The following is a 17,119-nucleotide window of genomic DNA, read 5'->3' on the forward strand; positions in this document are numbered from 1 at the left end:
AGTCAGTCATCCGCCAGCGAATCCCGGCTGGCGGCGCAGTTGTTCGGGCCGAGCTCGAGTTCGAACGCCTCGTCGTCGGGGGTCTCCTGCTGCCCGAGGTTCGTCGCGATGATCTCCTCGTGGTTCGCGGGACGGGGCGGCATGTCCGAGAGGATCAGCTCGACGAACTCGTCTTCGTTCATCGACAGCGCGGCCATCTTCTCTCGAAGCTCACCGATCGGCGCGGTGTAGGTGCCGTCCTCGGCGGGAAGTGCCGCGTCGCTGAAGTGGGCACCGCCGATCAGGGTTTCGTCGGGCAGCGAGAGGATACGCTCATGGAGCGTCTCGTGGAGCTGTCTCGCGGCGTCCTCGGCGCCCTCGTCCCCCTCCTCGAGGTCGGGGCGGGCGACGCTCTCGACGAACAGCGTGTCGCCCGTCGCGAGCAACTCGCCGTCGATCAGGTAGGCGGTCATCCCGGAGGTGTGGCCAGGCGTGTAGACCGCCTCGATCGTCACGTCACCGACCTGGAACTCGTCGCCGTCCTCGGCCAGCGTCATTTCGTCAGCGTAGGTGACGCCGCGCTCGGCCGACGCCGCAGGGATAACGCCCTCGACGCCCTTCTCGACGAGTTCACGGACGCCCGAGACGTGGTCTGCGTGGACGTGCGTGTCGATGGCATACTCGAGGTCGACGCCGAGTTCGGCCGCATCCTGTCGAGCCTGCGAGACAGGGCTCGCGGAACTCAGTTCCGCGGCGTCCTCGAGATAGCGGTCGGTGAACGCGCGCAGCGGGTCGATGACCGCGGCCTCGCCGTCGTCGTAGACGAGGTACCCGAGACAGCCCGTCGAGGGACGCTGATACTGCAGCAGCGTTCCGCTTCCCTCGTAGCGCTCGACCTCGACGGCCTCGTAGAGCCGCGCCCAGCCGTTCATCCCCTCCTCGAGGTGATTCACGTCGTAGCCGCGGTCCTTTAGCGCGCCCGCGACGAACTCGCTGGCGCCGCCTTTCGCACAGAGGACCGTCACCTCGCGGTCGTCGGGGATCTTCGCGAGGACGTCGTCGTCGATCTCCTCGTCGAGGAACTCGAAGTAGGGAACGTTGACCGACTCGACGGTGTCGCCGTCGATGTGCCACTCCTCGTACTCCGAGCGCATTCGCGAATCGAGAAGCGTCACCGCCCCGCCGGCGTCGACGCGAGCCTTCAGCTCGCTCGCCGTGACCGACTCGACTGACGAATCCGGCGTTGGAAAGTCCATGTCGTCCATACTCTACTCCGAAGTACCGGCCGAACCCATATAAGGTTTTGCGTAATATTTCCCATAATACACAATATAGCTGGCCCAGGGTACAAACGGTACATCTGTTTTCTACGCGTGTAGGCGACTGATGGGGCGACTGTGCGGTCAGTTTCGACCACAGAGATATTCGAGAGTTGTACAATTACCGGTACACTTTTATGCTCGTAGCAGGTATTGTGTGATAGCTCCAATATAGAGCACAAGGATTACTATGAGTTCTACACCCACCGCAACCGAGACCCTCGACGTGAAAGGACAGTCCTGTCCGATGCCCATCGTCAAGACCAAACAGGCGATCGACGACCTCGAGGCGGGCGACGTCCTCGAAGTCGTCGCGACCGACTCGGGCAGCATGAGCGACATCCAAGGCTGGGCCGAGGGGACCGACGGCGTCGAGCTCCTCGAGCAGGTCGAGGACGAGGACCTGTACATCCACTACGTGGAGAAGACGGCCTGAGATGAGCACGGAGACCCAAACACCGACCGGCGACGGCGAGTCGATGAGCGAGGCCGAGCTCGAGGCCCGGATCGCGGAGCTCGAGGAGAAGATCGCTGGCCTCGAGACCGAACTCGGTGACGATCGCAAGAAGATGACGATCGTCGCGACGAAGGGGTCACTCGATATGGCGTACCCGCCGCTGATCCTCGCGAGCACGGCGGCCGCCTTCGGCTGGGAGGTCATCGTCTTCCACACGTTCTGGGGACTCGACATCCTCCACGAGGAGAAATCGAAGAAGCTCAAGCTGAGCGCGCTCGGCAACCCCAACATGCCGATGCCGAACGCCCTCGCGGCGCTGCCGGGGATGGACTCGATGGCGACCCGGATGATGCGAAAGCGGATCGACGACAACGGAACGGCGACGATCGAGGAGCTGATCGACGTCTCCCTCGAGAGCGGCGTCGAACTGCAGGCCTGCCAGATGACCGTCGAGCTGATGGAGTACGACGAGGACGACTTCTACGAGGGCGTGACGACCGGCGTCGGCGCGGCGACGGCGCTGCAACACATGGCCGAGTCGGACGTCCAGCTGTTGATCTGACGTGTCCGGATCGACACACTCCTCGCCGGGAAGTTCCAGCCTGCGCGTCGTCAAGGCCGTCGCGAACGCGGAAGGGGTCGACCCCGTCGAGCTCGAGCCCCCGCTGTACGACGCCGTGGATCCGACCGCGATCGACGAACTCTTTGCCCCGACGACCCCGAACGCGTCGCGAAACGGCCGACTGTGCTTCCGGTACCGAGGCTACGACGTGACGGTTCAATCGGATAGGGCCGTCTTCCTCGAGTAGAACTCTCCTACGGCGGCGTCTCCTCCTTTCGTGCTCGCGAGCGACGACGGTCGTTCGTCCAGGTTCGACGACTGTTCAGCTACTCCTATATCCACGTCCTCTGTACCGTTCGGCATGGCTGTGATCGAACTCGAGGGGCTCACCAAGGACTACGGCGAGGTCGTCGCAAACGACTCGCTTGAGTTCACCGTCGAGCGCGGCGAGATATTCGGCTTTCTCGGACCGAACGGCGCGGGGAAGACGACGACGATCAGGATGCTTCTCGGATTCATCTCGCCGACGTCGGGAACGGCCCGCGTGCTCGGCGAGGACGTTCGCGAGGAGCGCTCGCTGCTCGAGGCCAAACGGCGGATCGGCTACCTCTCGGACGAACCCGGGTTCGACGAACAACAGACCGGTACCGACGTCCTCGACCTCCACGCCTCGATCAAGGGCGACAGCAGACGGGAGGAACTGCTCGAGCTGTTCGATCCGCCGGTCGAGCGCCGGATTCGGGAGTACTCGCAGGGAAACGCCCGGAAGCTCGGGATCGTGACGGCGTTTATGCACGACCCCGACCTGGTGATCCTGGACGAGCCGACCAACGGCCTGGATCCGCTGATGCGCCAGCGCTTCGCCGACTTCCTCCGGGCCGAACGTCAGCGGGGCGTAACGGTGTTTTTCTCCTCGCACAACCTGAGCGAGGTCCGGCGGCTCTGCGATCGGGTCGGGATCATCCGCGAGGGGAAACTCGTCACGATCGAACCCGTCGACGCGCTGTTGCGGCGCAGCGGGAAGGTGATCCGGATCCGCAGCGTCGATCCGATCCCGATCGACGCCCTCGACCTCGAGGGCGTTCACGACCTCGAGACGAGCGTCTCCGACGGCCACGAGGGGACCGATCCGTCGACAGCGTTCACCGAGTGCGTCTTCACCTTCACCGGCGACATCAACGCCCTGCTCCCCCGGCTCGCCGACGACGAGCTGATCGACCTCGCGATCGAGGAGGCGCCCCTCGAGGACGTCTTCATGCGGTTCTACGGGGGTGAGGACGATGTTTGAGATCACGCGTTACGAGGGGCGCAACCGGCTCAAAGGCAGCGTCTATCTCTCGATCGGGATGGCGCTGCTGGCGGCGCTGGTCATCTGGGTCTACCCCTCGTTCAGCGACGCTCTCGGCGGAGACGAACTCCTCGAGGCCTACCCCCAGGAGATGCTTCAGCTGTTCCGCATCGAGACGATGGCCTCCCTCGAGGGGTTTCTCGCCTTCGAACTCTACACGTTCGGCTGGATCATCCTGCTCGGACTGTACGTCGCCTACTCGGCCGCGGGCGTAATCGCCGACGACGTCGATCGGGGACGGATGGACACCCTGCTGGCGATGCCGATCTCCCGCGCCCGGCTCGTCGCCGAGAAGTTCGCCGCCCTCTCGGTTCCGATCCTCGTGGTCAACCTCCTCACGCCGCCCGCCATCCTCCTCGGCGCCTGGCTGATCGACGAGCCGCTATCGATCGCCGACGTCCTCGCGGCGCACCTGCTGTCGGTTCCGTACCTCTTCGCCTGCGCCGGGATCGGGCTGCTGTGCTCGGTCGTCTTCGACCGCGTCGGGATCGCCCAGCGGGTCGCCCTGGGCGTCACGTTCGCGCTGTTTCTCGTCGAGTCGCTGCTGGTCGGAACCGACTACGAGGAGCTCGGCGCGATCGCGCCGATGCGGTACTACGACCCCAACGAGATCCTGCTCGAGGGAAGCTACGACCTCGTCGGCGTCGCAGTCCTCGTCGCGATGACGGTCGTGTTGCTCGGCGTCAGCCAGCTGGTGTTTCGCCGCTCGGATCTGTAGGGCAGGCCAGCGAGGATCGGTTCGTCGCCGTCGGTGCGAGTTGTGGGGTTCCCCCTATCGCTCCCGCTCCTTGGCTCCGTTCCTTCTCGGGGTGCTCCCTCGAGTGAACGTTCTCGAGGTCGGACGCTGCCGGGGCTGGGTTCAGAGAGTCCGCCGCTGGCGGCCCCCTCGTGGAGCTTCGAACGAGTTGCCCCGTCGGTTGAGCTCACAGTTTCTATCGAGAGAACCCTTTTGCCAGTGGTTGACTAGACTACCCTATGTCCACGGCTCCACCAGCGCCCGAGGACGTGCTGGAAGCGGTCGACGCTCTCGGCCCACCCAGCACGCCGGTTACGACGCCGGAGGTCGCCGAGGGGTTCGACTGTACGCAGCGCACGATCTACAACAGACTCGATTCACTCGTCGACGCCGCCGTCTTGGAAACGAAGAAAGTCGGGGCCAACAGCCGCGTGTGGTGGCGCCCCATCGACGGTATCATCCAGCAGAACGGCGGTACTTTCGACCACCGTGCTCCAGCCCCGCTCCGAAATGGACGGACACTCCCGGACAGCGAGATGACTGAGCGCATCCTCGAGTTCGACTGGGCCGAGACGTCGCTCGGTCCGATCGAGGAGTGGCCCCCAGCGTTACGAACGGCAGTCGATGTCATGCTCGGTGCGAACGAAGCGATCGGCATCTACTGGGGAGACGACCTCCGGTTACTGTACAACGATCTCGCGCGGGACCTCATCGGCGAAAAACACCCGGAAGCCCTCGGCAAGCCCGGCCGGGACGTCTTCCCGGAGGCCTGGGACACGCTCGGTCCGCTCCACGAGCAGGTACTGGCGGGAGAGGGTGCGACCCGGCTCGACGAGTTCCTGCTCCCGATCGAACGGACCGGTGAGATCGAGGACGTCTGGTGGGATACGAGTTACAACCCGATTCCACTCGCGGACGGCTCGATCGGTGGCGTGTTCAACGTCACGGTCGACGTGACCGAGCGCGTCCAGGCCAAACGGGAGCTCTGCGAATTCAAACGGAAGAGCGAGGCGAGGTACCGAACGCTGTTCGAGTCGATCGACGAGGGCTTCTGTATCATCGAGATGCTGTTCGACGAGGACGAACAGCCGGTCGATTACCGGTTCCTCGAGACGAATCCGAGGTTCGAAGCGATAACCGATCTGGCGGACGCGGAGGGGAAACGAATGCGGGCTCTGGAGCCAGCCCACGAAAAACACTGGTTCGAGATCTACGGGACGGTCGCGAGGACGGGCGAACCCGTGCGATTCATGGAGCAAGCTGAGCACCTTGGCGGCCGGTGGTACGACGTCTACGCGTTCCGAATCGGCGACCCCGACGAGCGCCAGGTCGCCATCCTCTTCGAGGACATCACCGAGCGCAAGCAGACCGAGAAGGCACTGCGCGAGAACGAGGCACGGCTCGACGCGTTCGTGGCGGCGACCTCAGAGGTCGTCTATCGGATGAGTCCCGACTGGTCGGGGATGTACGAACTCGAGGGCAAGGGATTCATCCCCGATACCGAAGAACCCCAGCGCACGTGGCTCGACGAGTACATCCCCGACGAGCAAGAGCGCGTTGAGGCTGCGATAACCGAGGCCATCGAGACCAAGAGCACCTTCGAGCTAGAACACCAGGTCCTGCAGGTAGACGGAACGAGGGGCTGGACGCACTCACGAGCCGTCCCACTCCTGGATGAGGACGGCGACATCATCGAGTGGTTCGGGACGGCCACGGACATTACCGAGCGCAAACAACGCCAAAAAGCACTCCGAAAGAGCGAACAGCGCCTCACCGCTGCGACGAACGCCGCGGAGATCGGCATCTGGGAACTCGACCTTCAAACTGACGAGGGTCTCTACACGTCGCCACGCTACGCCGAAATCCTGGGATACGACGAGATGCCCGACGACTGGAATCTGGAACGCGCCCTCGAGCATTATCATCCGGACGATCGCGAGCGATTGGCAACGTATCTCGAGGAGGGACTCGGCAAGCGGACGTTCGAAGGTCGGATCGTTCGTCCCGATGGCGAACAGTGCTGGATCTCGGTCGAGAGCACGGTGTACGAAGACGGTGACGGAACGCCGGTACGCGCCGTCGGTACCATACTGGATATCACCGAACGAAAGAAGCGCGAGCGGAAACAAGCGTATCAGCTCAAAGTGAACGACGCGCTCCGCCCGCTCACCGATCCGGCCGCGATCCAGAAGGAAGCGTGTCGCGTCCTGGGCGAGCACCTGGACGTCAAACGGTCACAGTACGGCAAACTCGACCTCGATCGGGAGCTCATCGATATCACCCGGGACTACTACCGCGGCGAAAACGTCGACGAGCTGCCGAGCCTCGTGGGGGAATACAGCTTCGACGACTTCCCGGCCCACGCGGAGGCGTGGCTCGAACAACGCTCGCTCGTCGTGAACGACGCGGAACGCGATGCGGCGTTGAGCGAGGTTAAACGGGCAGGCATGAAGCAACGCGAGGTTCGAGCCACCCTGTCGACGCCACTGGTCAAGAATGGTGTGCCGGTGGTCGTCATGGCCGTGACCAGCTCCGTGCCCCGGCAGTGGACGGAGGAAGATATCGCGTTGCTCGAGGAAACGGCCGAGCGCACCTGGGACGCAGTCCAGCGGGCACAGGCAGAACAGGATCTGCGCGAGTCCGAGGCGCGATTCCGGAACGTGTTCGAGAACGACATGGTTCCGATGGCCCAGTGGATGCAGGATGGCCAAGTCACTGACGCGAACGAGGCGTTTCTCGATTTGCTCGGGTACACACACGAGGAACTCGAAGCCGGCGAACTCGACTGGGCGGACCGGACACCGGACGAATATCACGAGCGTGACCGGGCGGCGATCGCGGAAGTCGAGGAACTTGGATCGTGCGAACCGTACGAGAAGGAGTTCATACACAAGGACGGGCATCGAATACCCATCTTCATCGGCGGCGGGGAGTTCGACCAGCGTTCGGACGAAAATATCCTATTCGCCATCGACATCACCGAGCGCAAGGAGATCGAGGAGGCGCTTCGCGAGAGCGAGGCACGACTCACTGCCGAACTCGAGGCCATCGAGCGACTGCAGGACGTCAGCACACAGAGTATCGAGGAACACGAGGGTGACGTGCTGTACGGTTCAGTCCTCGAGACCGCCATGGACCTCCTGGATGCCGGCTTCGGGACGATACAACGACTCGACCCCCAGCCGTACGAACTCGATATGTTATCATACCGCGGATTCACGGCGGAGACAATTTCCCGATGGGATCGGGTCGACGTCGAGACGTCGAACAGCTGTGGGAAAGCCCTGCAGACGGAGGAGCGCGTCATTATTCCGGACGTCGAGACGTGCGAGTTCATCGAAGCGGGTGACGACCTCGAGGCGTTCACCCGGGTCGGGATCCGATCGATGCAGTCCACGCCGCTGGTCTCTCGAAGCGGAGAGCTACTCGGCATGCTATCGACGCACTGGACGGACCCGCACGAGCCATCCGAGCGTGACCTCCATCTGCTGGACGTGATTGCCCGGCAGGTTGCCGACCTCATGGAGCAGCGGGCGGCCTACGAGACCGTCTCCGAGAGCGAAGCGTCCCTCCAACGGCTCAACGCCGCGACCCAGGAGTTGATCGACGCCGAGCCGGCGACGATCGCCACCCGTGTCGCGCCGCTCGTGCGCGAGGTTCTCGATGTCGAGTACGCTGCCCTCTGGCAGTACAATACCCAGCGTGGCGACCTCGAAGCGCGCGCTGCCGACGTCTCTCCGGCTGTGGACGGTGACGCGCTCGAGTCCTCCACTGAGATCGCCGAACAAGCCTGGGAGACGTTCGTCGGGACCGACATCGTTGTGGCAAACGACCTCGACGCATCCCCGGACGCGACCTCGATATTGCGAAGCCGCGCGTTCGTCTCGCTGGGTCGCCATGGTGTCGTCTGTCTCGGTTCGGCGGGGGTCGACACCTTCGACGAGCGAACGATCGACCTCGTGGAAACGGTCGCCTCGACCGTCGAAACCGCGTGGGACCGTGCCGAGAGCGAGGCACAACTGGAGCAGCGAAACGAGGAGTTGACCCGACTCGACCGACTCAACTCGCTCATCCGGGAGATCGATACGAGTCTCGTCGAAGCCGAGACCGTCGACGCGATCGACGACGCGGTCTGTGAGCGCCTGGTTGCATCGCCGCGCTACGAGGTCGCCTGGGTCGGCGAGTTCGACGCCGAGGCAGACGCCGTCCAACCGCGGTCGTGGGCGGGTACCGAGGCCAGTACCATCGAGGAACTCGCCGCCGGGAGCGACGACCCAGCCATCGCTCCGGACCCCTTCGTGAGCGCGATACGGACCGGCGAGATGCAAGTCATCGAGGATATCGCCACTGACGCACGAAGCGGATCGTGGCGGGAAGTCGCACTCAAACGCGGGGCACGTTCGTGTTTCAGTATCCCGCTCACGTACGACAAGTCCGTCTACGGCGTGCTCGTCGTGTACGGCAACTCGCCCGCTCGGAACTTGGATCCCGACGTCCTCGTCGAATTCGGCCGGACGATCGCTCACACGATCAACGCCGTCGAAACGAGGGATACGTTCCAGGCCGACAGTATCGTCGAACTCACGCTTCGCTCGACGGAAGCGGACACGCCGCTGTGTCGCCTGGCACGGGGCATCGACCACGAACTCGAGTTCGAGGGGCTCGTTCCGGGAACCGACGACGCGGCAACGGTCTTCTTCAGCGTGCCGGACGTGGCGCCCGAGCGGGTGATGGCCGCCGGTGAGGACGTACTCGGAATCGAAGACGTAGTCTCTCTCGCAGAGCACGCCGACAGCTCCCTCTTCAAAGCGCGACTGAGCGAGTCGGGGCTTGCCGCGCTCGTCCTCGAGCAGAACGCCACGGTCCGGTCGCTTCGGATCGATGCAGGAACCGCCACCGTCGTGGTTGACCTTCCCGGATCGACGAGCGTCCGTACGTTCGTCGACGCTCTTACGCGGGAGGCACCGGATCTCGAGTTGCTCTCGCGGCGGACTCGAACGCGTGAACCAGGGACGACGCTTCAGACCGCCGTCCTCGAGCAGTTGACGCCACGTCAGCAGGAGGTCTTGCAGCTGGCCTATCGGAGCGGGTACTTCGAAATGCCGCGCGTTCGGACGGGCAAAGAGCTGGCCGACGCGTTGAATATCGTCCCATCGACGTTCGCCAGACACATTCGGAGCGCCGAACGGAACCTGCTCGACGTGCTCTTCGCCAACGGAAACGAGTCGTCGGAGGAAGGGGCGCAGTAGTTTCATCGTCCTGAAACGCGGCACAAACTCGTTTCCAGTTCAGGATGTCCCACCGTAGCGTCGAACGTAGCGTCTGGGTGTTCGTCGTGCTGCTCGAGCACAGTTCCCGGAACGATCGCGAGCCACAAATTCCGACGGATTCAACCTCGAATCGAATGAGGCCGAATCGAGTCTCGGCCGGGTATCGAGGGTCGGCGTGTCGTCCGGACGGTTGCTCGATGGCTCGCCGCGGTATCGGCGGACTCGATCTCCGGGCCGCTCTCGAGAGGACGCCCCTCGCCGCTGGCCGAAACGTTCGCTGTGGGAGGTGAGCTAAGGTCACCCGAGTCGTACCGTACCCATGTTCAGGAGCTTCAGGATCGGCTCGCTGCTGGGGATCCCGATCAAGCTGGACGTCACCTTCCTGTTGATCCTGCCGGCGTTCGCGTGGCTCATCGCGATCCAGGTCGGCGATCTCGTGCCCGTCCTCAACGGGCTACTCGGCACGGCGATCGACGGCGAGGCGGTCACGACGGGTGCGACGCCGTGGCTGCTCGGCGCGACCGCCGCGATCGGTCTCTTCGCCAGCGTCCTGTTGCACGAACTGGGTCACTCGGTCGTCGCGATCCGCTACGGGTTCCCGATCGACTCGATTACGCTCTGGCTGCTCGGCGGCGTCGCACAGCTCTCCGAGCAGCCGACGAACTGGCGCCAGGAGCTGGCGATCGCGATCGCCGGGCCGATCGTCAGCGTCGGCCTCGGGATCGGGTTCTACGCGCTCGTCCTCGTCGTTCCGGCGACCCTCGAGACCGCGCAGTTCGTCTTCGCGTATCTGGCGGTGATCAACGTCGTCCTCGCGGCGTTCAACATGCTGCCGGGGTTTCCGATGGACGGCGGACGGGTCCTCCGGGCGATCCTGGGACGGAATCGCCCGTTCGCCGTCGCGACGGCACAGGCCGCACAGGTCGGAAAGACGTTCGCCCTCCTGCTGGGGCTGTTCGGCCTGCTCGCGTTCAACATCTTCCTGATCGCGATCGCCTTCTTCATCTACATCGCGGCGACCGGAGAGGCCCGTCAGACCGCGATTCAGGCCGCCATCGAGGGGATCACTGTCGCGGACGTGATGACACCGGTCGACGAGCTCGACACCGTCTCCCCGGAGACGACGATCGCCGAACTGCTCGACGCGATGATGGAGCACCGTCACACGGGGTTTCCGGTCGTCGAGAACGACTCGATCGCCGGCGTCGTCACCCTCGAGGACGTCCGGGCGGTCCCGCCGAGCGAGCGCGACTCGCGGACGGTTCGAGCGGTGATGGCGACCGACCTCGAGACGCTCTCGCCGACCGAGGAGGCCTGGGAGGCGCTCGTCTCGCTGCAGCGAAACGACATCGGCCGTCTCGTCGTTCTCGACGACCGCGAGCGACTCGCGGGGCTGGTTACGCGAACCGACCTGATCACGGCGCTCAACGTCGGCGCGGTTCGCTCGGCTGGAGGGACGGTTGATCGGCCGTCGGCGGAACGTCCGGACGACGCGCCACAGCCGATCGAAAAACCCCGTTGGTAAGGGGTGCCGATTCATACCCTGTCCGCGCGTAGGATCGACTATGTCCCTCGATCGGATTGGGTACGTGTACACGTTCGGGATGGACGAGGCCGAACTCCTCGAGGCCCTCGAGACAACCGACACCGGCGTGCTCGCGCTGGCGAGCCAGGGATCGGCCTACGCGATCCCAGTCGGCTGTTACTACGACGACGGGGCGCTGTACGTCCGACTCACCGACGACGGCGCGAGTACGAAGCTGTCCTATCTCGAGGCGACGACCGAGGCCTGCCTCCTGCTGTACGCCGTCGAACCGCCCGACGGCTCCTGGAGCATCGTCGCACTCGGGCCGATACGGGAGCTGACCGACCGGGAGAGCGAGGCGTTCGACGAGGCGACGATGATCGAGCGGTTCGGAAAGCCACGGATCTTCGACGAGGATCTGGACGCCCTCGAGTGGTCGGTGTACGAACTCGAAATCGCGGAGCTCACCGGTCGCAAGACGGGCGGACGGACCCTTTCGTAGTTCGGTCCCGTCGGGAAACGCGCTGCTCGGCGACGACTCGCACGCGACAGGACCGGTGACTACCGATCGCTCGCGACTATCATCGCCGTCGTGAACGGAGTTTACTACACCCTTCGGTGTAGCGACGATCCGATGACTGAGACCGCACGGAGGGACCTGTTACGACTCGCGGGCGCGTCGACCGTCGCGTTCCTCGCGGGCTGTGGAAACGACGGCGAGGAGGAGCCGACCGATGATGAGAACGCAGAACCGGAGGAGGAGACGGCCGACGAGGACTGGGGGGACGTCGACGAGTTCGCCTTCGAGGGACGGGTCGAGGCCTGGACCGGGCTCGAGCCGGAGTTCATCGGCGGCGAGGACAACCCGACGATCACCCTCGTCGAGGGCCAGGAGTACGACTTCAGGTGGGTCAACGCCGACGGGATCCTCCACAACCTGGAGATTCGAGACGAGGACGGCGAGATCGTCGACGACTACCAGAGCGACGACGTCGAAGAGGAGGGCGAGGAGACGACACTCGAGGGCGTCACTGCAACCGAGGAGATGACGACGTACATCTGTGCGTACCACGAATCGACGCAGGTCGGCGACATCGAGATCGAAACGGAGTAGCCGACGTCGCCTCGAGCCGATCGACGGCGGTCTCGAGGGGGACCGAAACTTGACTTCCCGTTCCCGCCCGATGAGAACCTATAGTGACTGTTATCACCTAGCATCCCGTTTCCCTAGACGAGGTGAGCACCGATGGCCGACTATTACGACGAACTCCTCGGCAGCATCGTCGTCTGTCTGGTGGGCGGCGTACTGGTCGGTCTGCTCACCCCGATCGCGTTCCATTTTGGAGTGTTGTTCGGGGCGCTGACCGCGATGGCGTTCGTCTGCGACGCGCTCTTCGTCCACCCGCCGCTTTCCGAGACCGATCCGCGCCGACGACCAGCCGATCAGCCGATCGGTAGCCAACGGGACGATACCGTTCGGTTACCGGTTCGAGCAATCGATCCGGATATCCGTCGCTAACCGCGGCGACTAACCGGAATCCGATAGGCGATCCTTACACACATATGTATGTAACATATCCCATACTGAATTGACCGATTACCGACTGGTTGCGTCGGATTTCGTCGTACGTTCACCCTCACCGTTCGCGGTCCTCGATCTTTCGTTCCGTCTGCCGCCTGAGGCGCTCGAGCCCGTCGCTGATCCGGACCTCGTAGGCGTCGGGCTCGGAGACCCGACGGTGGCGCTCGGGGAGACGCTCGAGTTGACTCCGGGTTCGCTCGCGGACGTCGGAGAGGGTGGGCAGGTTGGCGACGAGCGAGCCGTCCTCGACGACCGTCTCGAGCAGCGGCCGACCGTCGATCGACTCCCCGCGTGTCGCGAGGACGTCCCGAACGAACGAGCCGTCTCGTTCGACGCGATAGGTCTGCTTCTGTCCCGGGTAGGTCACCTTCCCCGGCGAGAGCTTCATGCTCGGCTCGAGTTCGCCGTCCCGTTCGACCGCGGTGAGCTTGTAGACGACGCCGCTGCTGGGGGCGTCCCCGCTCGTCGTCAGCGCCGTCCCGGGACCGAACGCGGTCGCGACGCCGCCCGCGTCGAAAAACTCCCGGAGAAAGAACTCGTCGACGCTCGAGGAAACGACGATGCCGGCGTCGCCGACGACGTCGTCGACCGCCTTCGAGAGCGCGATCAGATTTCCCGAGTCGAGGCGGACGCCGCCCAGCCGGACGCCGCGCTCGTCGGCGACGGCGACCGCGCGTTCGGCTCCCCGGACCGTGTCGTAGGTGTCGACGAGGTAGATCGCGTCGTCGCCGTAGCTGTCGGCGAACGCCTCGAACGACGCCCGTTCGGTCTCGAAACTCTGGACCCACGAGTGGGCCATCGTTCCGTAGGTCGGCACCCCGAACCGTTCGCCGGCCAGCAGGTTCGAACTGCCGTCGAACCCGCCGACGTAGGCGGCCCTGGCGGCCTTGAGCCCCGCGTCGACGCCGTGGGCCCGCCGGGAGCCGAAGTCGACCAGCGTCTGGCCGTTGCCGTGGCGGGCGACGACGTCGGCCATCCGCGCGGCCTTCGTCGCCACGAGCGTCTGGTAGCCGACCTGATTGAGCACCAGCGTCTCGAGCAGTTGGGCCTCGAGGATCGGCGCCGTCACCTCGAGGAGGGATTCGTTCGGGAAGACGAGCGTCCCCTCCGGAACCGCGCGGAGCTCGCCGCTGAACGAGAACGACTCCAGTTCGGCGAGGAACGCGTCGTCGAACCCCTGATCGGCGAGAAACGCCAGCGCGTCGGCGTCGAACTCGAGCGACTCGAGGGCCGCCAGCACCTGCTCGAGTCCCGCGGCGACGGCGTAGCCGCGATCCGGCGGCAGCGATCGGAAGTACACCGAGAACGTCGCGAGCCGGTCGTGGTTCGCATCGTGGTACCCCTGCATCATGGTCAGCTCGTACCGATCGGTAAACAGCGCGAGGTCTCGAGAGCCGACGTGGCCGAACCTGGGAGCGGTCATGACTGCGGGTACTGACGCGGCCGCGAAGCAAATAGTCCGGGGCGGAACGCCCGTCGCTCGCTCGGCAACCTTTCTTGTGGGTCGATCGCGTACCCTGCGACGATCCAGATGTACTCGACAATACTCCTCCCGATCGACGACGGTGGCGACGCCGACGGTGTAATCGACCGCACGCTCGAGTTCGCTCGACGGTTCGACGCGACGGTCCACGTCCTCTCGGTCGTCGAAACCGGCGCCGAACCCGTGGGCCTCGACCAGCAAGCGCGCGACGAACTCCGGGGGCGGGCCGAGAAGCGCGGGCGGCAGGCAACCGCGCGCGTTCAGGAACGCGCGGCGGAGCTCGACGTCGAGACGACGCGGGCCGTCCGGGAGGGAACTCCCCACGAACTCGTCCTCGAGTACGCCGAGAACGAGGGGGTCGACCTGATCGTGATGGGAACCCGCACTCGAGACGGTCCGTCCGTCGGGCTCGGGAGCACGACCGAGCGCGTGGTCGCCCGGGCCGATCGTCCCGTGATCGCGGTTCGACTCGAGAACGACACACCGGGCGTCGACGAGATCTCGTACGACCGGGTCGTGATCCCCACCGACGGCAGCGACGCCGCCGAACGCGCCGCCGAGCGCGGCCTCGAGTTCGCCGAGGCCTGTGGCGCGTCCGTGTACGTTCCCTACGTGGTCGACACGACGAGCTACGACCTCGAGGAGACCTCCCGGAGTATGGTCGGCCTGCTGAAACAGGGCGGGCAAAACGCCGTCGAGGGGGTCGCCGAGGACGCCCGCGAGCGCGGCCTGTCGGTGAAGACCGACGTCCTCCGAGGGGTTCCCGACGAGGAACTCCTCGAGTACGCCGACGGGCTCGAGGGCGATCTGATCGCGATGGGAACGCGGGGACGAGGCGGAGCCACGGGCGACCTGCTGGGAAGCACCACCGATCGCGTCCTGCGACGTGCGCACTGTCCGGTGTTGACCGTGCGTTGACGCGGTGGGTGTTTCAAGACGCTGGTCGTGGTACCGCGACCCATGTACGACGACGTCCTCATCGCGACCGACGGGAGCGACGTGGCGGCGACGGCAGGAACGGTCGGTATCTCGCTCGCCCGCGCGCTCGAGGCGTCGGTCCACGTGCTGGCGGTGGCCGAACGGAAACGCGGCGGCACGGCCGAGCGCGACCATCGCGAAGCGGATGTAGAGGCGCTCGCGGGCAAAGCGCGCGGGGCCGGCTGCGAGGCCGAGCCCGTCGTCCGGACCGGCCGTCCGGCGAGCGAGATCTCGACGTACGCCGACGAGATCGACGCGGATCTGGTCGTCGTCGGGACTCACGGACGGACGGGCGTCCGTCAGGTAGTTCTCGGAAGCGTCGCACTCGAGGTGATCCGCGAGGTCCAACGGCCCGTCCTCTCGGTCGGGCCGACGGCGTCGTGGAACGGGAGCTCGGAGTCGATCGAGGACGTGCTGCTTGCGACCGATGGCTGGTCGGGGTCGACGGCTGCAACCGAACACGCCCTAGCGCTGGCCGAGGCCTGCGACGCCAGGCTCCACGCGCTGTACGCTGTCGACCTCGATGCAGAGGTGCCGGAGCTCCGTCAGGGGTTCGAGGAACACGGTGAGAAGACGACGGCAGCCGTCGCGGAACGAGCCACAGAACGCGGCGTCGAGGCGACCCGAACGGTCGCCCAGGGACCTGCCCACGAGGTCGTCCTCGAGCACACGGGCACCGACAGCGTCGACCTGCTCGTGATGGGAACCGAGAGCAAATCGAACCTCGAGCGACTGGTCGTCGGCAGCGTCTCCCAGCGCGTGGTTCCGTCCGCGGACGTGCCGGTGTTGACCGTGCGAACGGTCGACGATCAGGACTCCTCGTAGAACGACTCGTGGGGATCGATCCCCGCGACCGTCGGCGGCGAGGGGTGACGAACGACGAACACGTCGTAGGCGTCCTCGGCCGCGAGGTGGACGCCGACGCTCGTCAGCGGCGTCACGACGCGGCCGACGTTGTCGCTGCCGAGGAAGACGACGCTCGGGTCGTGCTCGAGGACCAGCCGCTCGATGTAGGTGGCCAGTCGATCCTCGGGCGGGAACTCCCGAATTCGCTCGGCGTCGAACGATGCCTCCGGGGCCAGCTCGCGGACGTGGTCTCGCAGGGTTGCGACGATCCGCTCAGGATCGAACGGCTCCTCGTCGGCGATCCACCCCTTCTCCCTGGCGTAGCGGTTGCGCTCGGGGACGACGCTGACCGCGACGACGTCCTCCTCCAGGGCACGTCCGTACTCGAGTGCACGGACGAGCGCGGCCGCCGCGAGCTCGGAACCGTCGAACGGGACGACGAACGTCATACCCGTCACACCACCGCACGGGTATTAATGCTCGAGGGCGCGTTCTCGTTGCCAATACAGTCACCATTTCCGGAGCGAGGTGTTTTGCGGCCTCGAGCCGTTCGTCGGAGTATGCGCGACTCACGCTGGCACCAGCTGAGCGGGTCGGAACTCGAGGCGTTCCTCGGGCGGGGCGGAACGGGCGTCATCTCCTTCGCTACCGGCACCGACACCGGCACCGCACCGCCGTCGATACCCGTCTCCTACGGGTACAACGCGGACGTCGAGGCGTTCTACTTCCGGCTCTCGCTGCCGCCGGAGAGTCGGAAAGCGGAGCTCGTCGACTGCCCGGTGTCGTTCGTCACCTACGGGGAAACCGACGACGGCTGGAAAAGCGCCGTCGCGACGGGCCGGCTCGAGCCAGTCGAGGAGGCGTCGTACGACTCGCCGACCGTCCAGGGGATGTGGGGGATCAAGATTCCCGAGGTCGACGTGTTCGAGCAACCCCGCGAGGAGCTGACGTTCCGGGACTTCCAGCTCGCACCCGAGACGCTGTCGGGGCGCACGGAGGTCCCGTCGGAGCCGTAACTGTCCGGGCTGGAACGA

16 protein-coding genes are annotated in these 17,119 nt (G+C 65.2%); 13 read left to right on the forward strand and 3 right to left on the reverse strand.

Features of this window, described 5'->3' with window-relative positions; genetic code table 11:
* Positions 1-2 precede the first annotated feature (2 nt).
* On the reverse strand, positions 3-1,244 hold the full coding sequence (locus tag C491_RS19100) for an MBL fold metallo-hydrolase (RefSeq protein ID WP_005559347.1): 1,242 nt from the start codon (positions 1,242-1,244) through the stop codon (positions 3-5).
* 244 nt (positions 1,245-1,488) lie between these two features.
* Here C491_RS19100 and C491_RS19105 point away from each other — a divergent pair, with 244 nt between their 5' ends.
* The 10 genes from C491_RS19105 (at position 1,489) to C491_RS19150 (ending at position 12,715) form a co-directional block, all read left to right on the forward strand.
* Positions 1,489-1,734 carry a sulfurtransferase TusA family protein gene (locus tag C491_RS19105; protein ID WP_005559349.1) on the forward strand — a complete coding sequence of 82 codons (246 nt, stop codon included), beginning with the start codon at positions 1,489-1,491 and terminating at the stop codon, positions 1,732-1,734.
* A 1-nt stretch (position 1,735) separates the two neighbouring features.
* Positions 1,736-2,317: a DsrE/DsrF/DrsH-like family protein gene (locus C491_RS19110; protein WP_005559351.1), complete on the forward strand. Its 582-nt coding sequence runs from the start codon at positions 1,736-1,738 to the stop codon at positions 2,315-2,317.
* A 1-nt stretch (position 2,318) separates the two neighbouring features.
* Positions 2,319-2,564, forward strand: a complete 246-nt coding sequence (locus C491_RS19115) for a HalOD1 output domain-containing protein (RefSeq protein ID WP_005559353.1) — start codon at positions 2,319-2,321, stop codon at positions 2,562-2,564.
* 114 nt (positions 2,565-2,678) lie between these two features.
* Entirely contained in the window at positions 2,679-3,605 is a 927-nt protein-coding gene (locus C491_RS19120) for an ABC transporter ATP-binding protein (RefSeq protein ID WP_005559355.1), read from the forward strand.
* Positions 3,598-4,383: an ABC transporter permease subunit gene (locus C491_RS19125; protein ID WP_005559357.1), complete on the forward strand. Its 786-nt coding sequence runs from the start codon at positions 3,598-3,600 to the stop codon at positions 4,381-4,383. Before C491_RS19120 ends, C491_RS19125 begins: the two co-directional genes overlap by 8 nt.
* 257 nt (positions 4,384-4,640) lie before the next feature.
* The gene (locus C491_RS19130; RefSeq protein WP_083909393.1) at positions 4,641-9,650 is read left to right on the forward strand and encodes a PAS domain S-box protein; all 5,010 of its coding nucleotides are present in this window, start codon (positions 4,641-4,643) and stop codon (positions 9,648-9,650) included.
* Between the two features lie 340 nt (positions 9,651-9,990).
* Positions 9,991-11,196 carry a CBS domain-containing protein gene (locus tag C491_RS19135; RefSeq protein WP_005559361.1) on the forward strand — a complete coding sequence of 402 codons (1,206 nt, stop codon included), beginning with the start codon at positions 9,991-9,993 and terminating at the stop codon, positions 11,194-11,196.
* Between the two features lie 40 nt (positions 11,197-11,236).
* Positions 11,237-11,698 carry a pyridoxamine 5'-phosphate oxidase family protein gene (locus tag C491_RS19140; RefSeq protein WP_005559364.1) on the forward strand — a complete coding sequence of 154 codons (462 nt, stop codon included), beginning with the start codon at positions 11,237-11,239 and terminating at the stop codon, positions 11,696-11,698.
* Between the two features lie 132 nt (positions 11,699-11,830).
* On the forward strand, positions 11,831-12,310 hold the full coding sequence (locus tag C491_RS19145) for a hypothetical protein (RefSeq protein ID WP_005559366.1): 480 nt from the start codon (positions 11,831-11,833) through the stop codon (positions 12,308-12,310).
* A gap of 132 nt (positions 12,311-12,442) precedes the next feature.
* A complete protein-coding gene (locus C491_RS19150; RefSeq protein ID WP_005559368.1) occupies positions 12,443-12,715 on the forward strand; it encodes a hypothetical protein in 273 nt (90 codons plus the stop codon).
* Positions 12,716-12,833: 118 nt separating this feature from the next.
* Here the strand turns inward: C491_RS19150 and C491_RS19155 are convergent, their stop codons facing one another.
* The gene (locus tag C491_RS19155; RefSeq protein ID WP_005559370.1) at positions 12,834-14,201 is read right to left on the reverse strand and encodes a nicotinate phosphoribosyltransferase; all 1,368 of its coding nucleotides are present in this window, start codon (positions 14,199-14,201) and stop codon (positions 12,834-12,836) included.
* 108 nt (positions 14,202-14,309) lie between these two features.
* Here C491_RS19155 and C491_RS19160 point away from each other — a divergent pair, with 108 nt between their 5' ends.
* Positions 14,310-15,179, forward strand: a complete 870-nt coding sequence (locus C491_RS19160) for a universal stress protein (RefSeq protein WP_005559372.1) — start codon at positions 14,310-14,312, stop codon at positions 15,177-15,179.
* Between the two features lie 42 nt (positions 15,180-15,221).
* Positions 15,222-16,064 carry a universal stress protein gene (locus C491_RS19165; RefSeq protein ID WP_005559373.1) on the forward strand — a complete coding sequence of 281 codons (843 nt, stop codon included), beginning with the start codon at positions 15,222-15,224 and terminating at the stop codon, positions 16,062-16,064.
* On the opposite strand, the gene C491_RS19170 is transcribed toward C491_RS19165, so the two are convergent.
* The gene (locus tag C491_RS19170) at positions 16,049-16,534 is read right to left on the reverse strand and encodes a universal stress protein (protein WP_005559375.1); all 486 of its coding nucleotides are present in this window, start codon (positions 16,532-16,534) and stop codon (positions 16,049-16,051) included. The genes C491_RS19165 and C491_RS19170 overlap by 16 nt on opposite strands.
* A 111-nt stretch (positions 16,535-16,645) precedes the next feature.
* On the opposite strand from C491_RS19170, the gene C491_RS19175 reads away from it, so the two are divergent.
* A complete protein-coding gene (locus C491_RS19175) occupies positions 16,646-17,101 on the forward strand; it encodes a pyridoxamine 5'-phosphate oxidase family protein (RefSeq protein WP_005559377.1) in 456 nt (151 codons plus the stop codon).
* The last annotated feature ends 18 nt before the right edge of the window (positions 17,102-17,119 follow it).

The sequence above is a fragment of the Natronococcus amylolyticus DSM 10524 genome, assembly GCF_000337675.1.
Classification (GTDB): Archaea; Halobacteriota; Halobacteria; order Halobacteriales; family Natrialbaceae; genus Natronococcus; species Natronococcus amylolyticus.